Annotated in this window: 6 protein-coding genes; all 6 read right to left on the bottom strand. The window is 57.9% G+C overall.

The features are described from left to right. Positions 1–636: 636 nt before the first annotated feature. Positions 637–774, bottom strand: a complete 138-nt coding sequence (locus ACTQ3V_RS00995; protein ID WP_441465860.1) for a helix-turn-helix transcriptional regulator — start codon at positions 772–774, stop codon at positions 637–639. Positions 775–884: 110 nt separating this feature from the next. Beyond that, a complete protein-coding gene (locus ACTQ3V_RS00990; RefSeq protein WP_441465859.1) occupies positions 885–2,045 on the bottom strand; it encodes a GNAT family N-acetyltransferase in 1,161 nt (386 codons plus the stop codon). A 3-nt stretch (positions 2,046–2,048) separates the two neighbouring features. After that, entirely contained in the window at positions 2,049–2,957 is a 909-nt protein-coding gene (locus tag ACTQ3V_RS00985) for a dihydroorotate dehydrogenase (protein ID WP_441465858.1), read from the bottom strand. Continuing rightward, on the bottom strand, positions 2,957–3,724 hold the full coding sequence (locus tag ACTQ3V_RS00980; RefSeq protein WP_441465857.1) for a dihydroorotate dehydrogenase electron transfer subunit: 768 nt from the start codon (positions 3,722–3,724) through the stop codon (positions 2,957–2,959). Before ACTQ3V_RS00980 ends, ACTQ3V_RS00985 begins: the two co-directional genes overlap by 1 nt. Positions 3,725–3,941: 217 nt before the next feature. Then, positions 3,942–4,616 carry a CDP-diacylglycerol--glycerol-3-phosphate 3-phosphatidyltransferase gene (pgsA, locus tag ACTQ3V_RS00975; RefSeq protein ID WP_441465856.1) on the bottom strand — a complete coding sequence of 225 codons (675 nt, stop codon included), beginning with the start codon at positions 4,614–4,616 and terminating at the stop codon, positions 3,942–3,944. A 3-nt stretch (positions 4,617–4,619) separates the two neighbouring features. Continuing rightward, positions 4,620–5,951 (bottom strand): 30S ribosomal protein S12 methylthiotransferase RimO, encoded by a 1,332-nt coding sequence (gene rimO, locus ACTQ3V_RS00970; protein ID WP_441465855.1) that lies wholly within the window; start codon positions 5,949–5,951, stop codon positions 4,620–4,622. Positions 5,952–6,000: the final 49 nt, after the last annotated feature.

Genomic DNA, 6,000 nt, shown 5'->3' with positions numbered 1-6,000 from the left:
AAAAGAAAAAATATGGCATTGAAGATGATAACAAATAAAATTTTTTCAATCGAAAAAATTTATTTTGATTATTCAATTTTGAAAAACTGAATACCTCAAAATCAGAAAGAGCGCGGACAAGCACTTTGAGGGATTGGCCGCCTTGTCCACCCATTCAGTGGGACGGCGGGTGACGGTCAAGGTCGGGTGCAAACCCGTTCATTTCAGCCTTGACGGCTCCCCGCTGTCCTGCTACTTTTCCGGGAGTGTGGCCACAACTTCGGGACACTTTGTCCACAAGTTGGAGCGTAGGACGAGGGACGGGGGCTTTCATATACGCCCAGTCTGCTGTTGAAACCAGACCTGTGCTTACAGCTCCACGCCACGCAAGCATAGCCCTGTTTTCCTGCCGCTTCAAATGCCCTTGCCCTCCCCGGCGGCAACGGCATTTTCACGGCAACGCCGACAGAGCGTATAACACACTACACTTTGCTTCGCAAAGTCGTGTGCCAAATGGGGGCGTTGCCCCCTTTGGAAACCCCCACAAGAAAAGGCGGTACGCTACCCCTCCACGGGGCGCATACCGCCTTTTCTTGTTGTCCAGCCCTCCGGCTGTATCGGTTGAGCAAAAGCCAGCGTGGGATTGGTGTGGTATCTTTATCTAAATGATACCCCGTTCTCCCATTTGCTGACCGCCTTATCCGACACCAGCAGTCGTTCGGCCAGCTGCTTTTGCGTCAGTCCCAACGCCTTCCGCCGCGCGGCAATCAGTGCGCCCATAGTCCTTGCATCCATACACTACACCTCCCTTTTCTGCTCCCAGCATAACAGCATATGCCGCGCAGAGCAACCGACAGACGGAAGAAGGGCGCTCTACCAGCGGTAGAATGCCCTTCCAAAATGCGTCAATCGATGCAGATCCGCTTGAACATACGAAAATGCAGGCCGTTTTCGTCCCGATATTCGCCGCGCTGCTCAAACGCGAATTTGTGATAAAAGCCCTGCGCACGCGCGTTCTCTGACGCGACATGCGCGCATAAGTAATCCTTGCCGAGTGCACGGTATACGCTGATGGCCTGTCCGAGAATCTGCCCGCTCAGGCCGTGGCCGCGATATGCTTTATCGATGCAGAAGCCGCCGACCAGTCCCACGTCCGGCTCGTCATCATACCAGGTTTTCAGATAGACCAGTGACGCGGGCGTGCCATCCTCCAGACAGCCGAAGCAGCACGAGCGCGGCGACACCCGCTGCGCGCGTGCGACATCCGCAAGCAGAGCCGCGGGATTCACACCTGCGTCCGTGCCGTAGGCGTTTTGGTGCAGCTCGCGCATAAATGCGACGATTTTTGCCGCGTCCTCCTCGTCCATCGGGTCGGCACGGCGAAACCAGATTTGCGGCGTGCTCGGCACGCCCTTGTGATCCGTCCAGCCGATGGAGGCGAACGTGGACAGCTCCTGCGGCAAGTGCGAGGCATCGTTTTCGTACACCACGTCGATTTTGTCCGGACCGTCAAACACAAATTTGGCAACACAGGTGTTATCGCCCCAGCCGATTTCTCCCATCTGCTCGGGCGCAAGTCCATGCGCAATCGTCAACGCGCCGCGAATGGCCGATCCATGCGTCACAACCGCAAAGGTCTGTCCCGCATGCGCCCCGACCAAACGCCGCACACCATCCAGCATACGCCGCCCCGCCTGCATGACGCTTTCACCGTGCGGCGGCACCGCTTCCCATGGACGCGCATGCCAGACCGCATATTCCTTCGGCCAGATGCGCGGCAGCTCGGCCCACGGGATATCCTCCCAATCGCCCATGTCGATTTCGCGCAGCACCGGACGGGTTTCCACATTCAGCCCGTGCGGCGCGGCAACGGCTTTCGCTGTCGTGCGCGCACGGAACAAATCGGACGCATAGACCGCATCCAGCGGCACGGCTTCAAACCGCTTTGCCAGATACGGCAGCTGCTGATGCCCACGGGGCGTGAGCAGGCTGTCGTACTGCCCTTGGCAGCGGCGATAGACATTGCCCTCGGCCTCGGCGTGGCGGATGAGATAAACCGTGGTCATGCTTTAGACCTCCACCGCGCCGGACAGTTCGGAAACCGATTTCACGCCGTGCGCATCCATCCATTCTTCCAGTTCACGCAGCGCTTTGACCGGCGCCGTCGGGTCGGCAAACATGACCGTACCCATCGCCACAGCGTCCGCGCCCGCAAGCAGCATCTCCACGATATCCTTACCTGTGCGGATGCCGCCCATGCCGAGAATCGGTACGGAGACCGCCCGCCGCACCTGATAGACCATACGCACCGCGACCGGGAACACCGCCGGGCCGGACAGGCCGCCCATGACGTTGGACAGAATCGGCTTGCGGGTTTCAATATTGATGCGCATACCGAGCAGCGTGTTGATCAGGCTTAAAGCGTCCGCGCCCGCCGCTTCTGCCGCGCGCGCGATTTCAGTGATATCGGTCACATTGGGGCTGAGCTTGACGATCAGCGGCTTTTTCGCTTTCTTTTTTGCCGCCGACACGACTTCTTCAACCATGTCCGGGCGCGTGCCGAACGCCATACCGCCGCATTTGACATTCGGGCAGGAGATGTTCATTTCGATCAGGTCGACATCCGCGTCCGAAATTTTCTCAACCATACCCTCGTATTCCTCGACCGTGTTGCCCGACACGTTCGCGATAATCGCAGTATCATACTGCCGCAAAAACGGGATTTGCTCGGCAATGAAGCGGTCGATACCCGGATTTTGCAAGCCCACGCAGTTTAAAATGCCCGCCGGGGTTTCCGCGATGCGGGGCGCGGGGTTGCCGAGCCGCTCGGTCGGGGTCAAACCCTTGACGCCGACGCCGCCGAGCAGAGACAGGTCAAAAAACTCGCCGTACTCATGGCCGAAGCCGAACGTACCGGACGCGGTTGTGATGGGGTTTTTCAGCTCCACGCCGCAGAAATTGACTCTCAAATCCGCCATTACCACTCGACCTCCTTTGCGTCAAACACCGGCCCGTCCTTGCAGACATGGCCATATCGGGTTTCGCCGTTTTTGCTCTTGAGCGCACACGCGCACACCAGACACGCGCCGATACCGCAGCCCATCCGCTCCTCCATCGAGACCTGACAGGGCAGGCCCGCCTCGTCCGCAATCGCGGCGATGGCTTTGAGCATCGGCTTAGGGCCGCAGGCGGCCACGCCGGTCGCATCCGTGACGAGTTCTTTGAGCACATCGGTGACAAAGCCGTGCCGCGCATACGAGCCGTCGTCGGTCGTGACAAACGCTTCGCAGACCGCCTTAAAATCGTCCTCGAGGATGACCGCGTCCTTGTTCCGGAAGCCGAGAATCGCGCACGGCTGCGCGCCTTCGCCCGCCGCTTTTTTGGCACACGCGAGCATGGGCGGCACACCGATACCGCCGCCGATAAAGACCGGCTTTGCGCCGAGTGCGGCGGTATCAAACCCGTGACCGAGCGGTCCGAGCACATCCAGCTCGTCCCCTGTTTTACGGGCGGCGAGCCACTTTGTGCCCTCGCCTTTGACCTGAAATACAATACGCAAATTGCCGTCCTGCCAGTCACAAATCGAAATCGGGCGACGCAGCAGATTGCCCTCGCCGCACGCGATATGCACAAACTGGCCGACCTTCGTCTGCCCGCAGATGGCGGGCGCGTGCATGGTAATGGAATATAAACCTTCGCCCAGACGCGTACATTCCGCGACCCGGCAAATTTCCTGAATCGACATACCTCTTCCCCTTTCGGTGGTTACTGTTTCTATTGTACAGGAAGTTTGCGCAAAAGGGAATAAAAAAAGGACAGGGAAGCCTGTCCTTTTTCAGACCGTTGATCGAAACCACGCTTTCGATCCAATCAGACGCATCAAAATGTCGGGCAAAGCTCGACTTTTTGATGCCGCTCAAGGAGCAGCTGAATCATTGCGCTGGGCGCAGAATTTTTCATATTTACTTTTGCTTTACTGCGCCTTCCTTGATAATATCCCAGTTCTTGCGCAGGTAGTCCCAACCGGAGTAAACCGTCACCAGCGTGATCACCCAGCCGATTACGGCAATCAGGCTAATTGTCTGCATGGGTTCGGGTATCTGCTGTGCATACTGCGGCGGCATGAGCCACATGGGGTCACGAAGACCAATGCTGGGAAATGCGATGTAATACAGATAGATTAGAATAATACCGCCGATCTGGACGCAGGTTTTGACCTTGCCCGTCCACGTTGCGGCAAGCACGCGGCCCTTGTTCGCCGCTACCACGCGCAGCGAGGTGATAATCAGCTCGCGCGCGAGGATGACACACACCATCCAGCCCGCCATCGCGCCTTGCTCGGCAAACAGGATGAGCGCCGAGGATACGAGCAGCTTATCCGCCAGCGGATCGACAAACTTACCAAAGTCGGTCACCTGATTGTACTTGCGGGCGACATAACCGTCGAGAAAATCCGTAAAACTTGCCACGCAGAACAGAACCAGCGCCACGACCGTCGCCGTCGGGAATATAAAGGTCGCCACGTAAGTCTGCGCAGAGGTCGTTTCATCATAAATAAACATCGGCTGCGAGGCAAAATACAGGAAAAACGGGATCATCGCGATGCGCGTGAGCGTAATTTTATTGGCTGTTGTCATATCTTATTCCCCCTTTTGCCGGACACCGAGCAAGTCCGCCCCAAGGCTTTCGGTGATGCGCACCGGAACAAACATGCCCGCTTCGGGTGCATCGTCGCTTTCAAAATACACATGCCCATCCACCTCAACCGAGTCGGCATAGGTGCGGCCGTACCAGAGCTGCTGCTCGTCGTCCCAGCCCTCGCACAAAACCTCCATCACTTCGCCGTGGCGCGCGGTATTGTAGTCATCCAGCACACCCGACTGCAATTTCTCCACAATCAGGCGGCGGTTTGCCTTAGTCTCCGCGTCAATCTGGTCGGGCAGCTCGGCGGCTTCCGTCCCCTCTTCGGGCGAAAACTCAAACACGCCGACGCGCTCAATTTGCGTCTCTTGCAAAAAGCTGCACAGCTCGGCAAACTCCTCTTCGGTTTCGCCCGGCAGACCGACAATCAGGCTGGTACGCAGCACCAGACCCGGGATACGCTGCCGCAGCTTTGCGATAAGCGCAGCGAACGTCTCGCCGTCGCCCGGACGGTGCATCGCGCGCAGGATACGCTTTGACACATGCTGCAGCGGGATGTCCAGATACTTGACGATTTTCGGCTCGGACGCAATTACGTCAATCAGCTCGTCTGTAATCTGGTCGGGGTACAGATAATGCAGGCGTATCCAAGTGAAATCCAGCCCGCACAGCTGCCGCAGCAGCTCGGGCAGCAGGCGCCTGCGCTCAGGCAGGTCCATACCATACTTGGTGATGTCCTGGGCAATAACGATCAGTTCCTTCACCCCGGCATCCGACAACTGACGCGCTTCTTCCAGCAAAGCCTGCATTTCACGCGAACGGTACGGCCCGCGCAGTTTGGGGATAATGCAATAGCCGCAGCGGTTGGAGCAGCCTTCCGCAATCTTAAAATAAGCGGTATAGGATGGGGTCAGACGGTTGCGGTCGCCCTCGAGCGCGGCCGACGCCATATCCGCCATGTACGCGGCCTTTTCGCCGCCGAGCGCGGCATTTGCCGCGTCCACGATGTTTTCATAGCTGCCCGTGCCGCAGATGGCGTCAATTTCCGGCAGCTCTTTCTGCATTTCCTCCGCGTAACGCTGCACCAGACAGCCGGTCACGACCAAACCTTTCATATTTCCGGTCTGCTTGTACTGCGCGGTCTCGAGAATCGTCTCGATGGCCTCGCTCTTGGCCGCTTCGATGAAGCCGCAGGTGTTGACCACACCTACATCGGCCTCGGTCATATCCTCGGTAATTTCCCAGCCCGCTGCGCGCAGCAGGGCCAGCATATGCTCGCTGTCCACCAGATTTTTGGCGCAGCCGAGCGAGACCAATCCGATTTTCGGCATTGAATCTCTCCTCTCTAATAGTTCAAGGCAGCGCCGCATCATTTATCAA

The organism is Candidatus Agathobaculum pullicola (assembly GCF_052117205.1).
GTDB lineage: Bacteria > Bacillota > Clostridia > Oscillospirales > Butyricicoccaceae > Agathobaculum > Agathobaculum pullicola.
Note: the sequence above shows the minus strand (reverse complement) of the source record. Positions and strands in the feature narration are given on the sequence as shown.

Excerpts from the sequence above, each read along its gene's own strand:
- rimO (WP_441465855.1), bottom strand. The coding sequence starts at position 5,951 with ATGCCGAAAATCGGATTGGTCTCGCTCGGCTGCGCCAAAAATCTGGTG.
- ACTQ3V_RS00995 (WP_441465860.1), bottom strand. The coding sequence starts at position 774 with ATGGATGCAAGGACTATGGGCGCACTGATTGCCGCGCGGCGGAAGGCG.
- ACTQ3V_RS00990 (WP_441465859.1), bottom strand. The coding sequence starts at position 2,045 with ATGACCACGGTTTATCTCATCCGCCACGCCGAGGCCGAGGGCAATGTC.
- pgsA (WP_441465856.1), bottom strand. The coding sequence starts at position 4,616 with ATGACAACAGCCAATAAAATTACGCTCACGCGCATCGCGATGATCCCG.
- ACTQ3V_RS00980 (WP_441465857.1), bottom strand. The coding sequence starts at position 3,724 with ATGTCGATTCAGGAAATTTGCCGGGTCGCGGAATGTACGCGTCTGGGC.
- ACTQ3V_RS00985 (WP_441465858.1), bottom strand. The coding sequence starts at position 2,957 with ATGGCGGATTTGAGAGTCAATTTCTGCGGCGTGGAGCTGAAAAACCCC.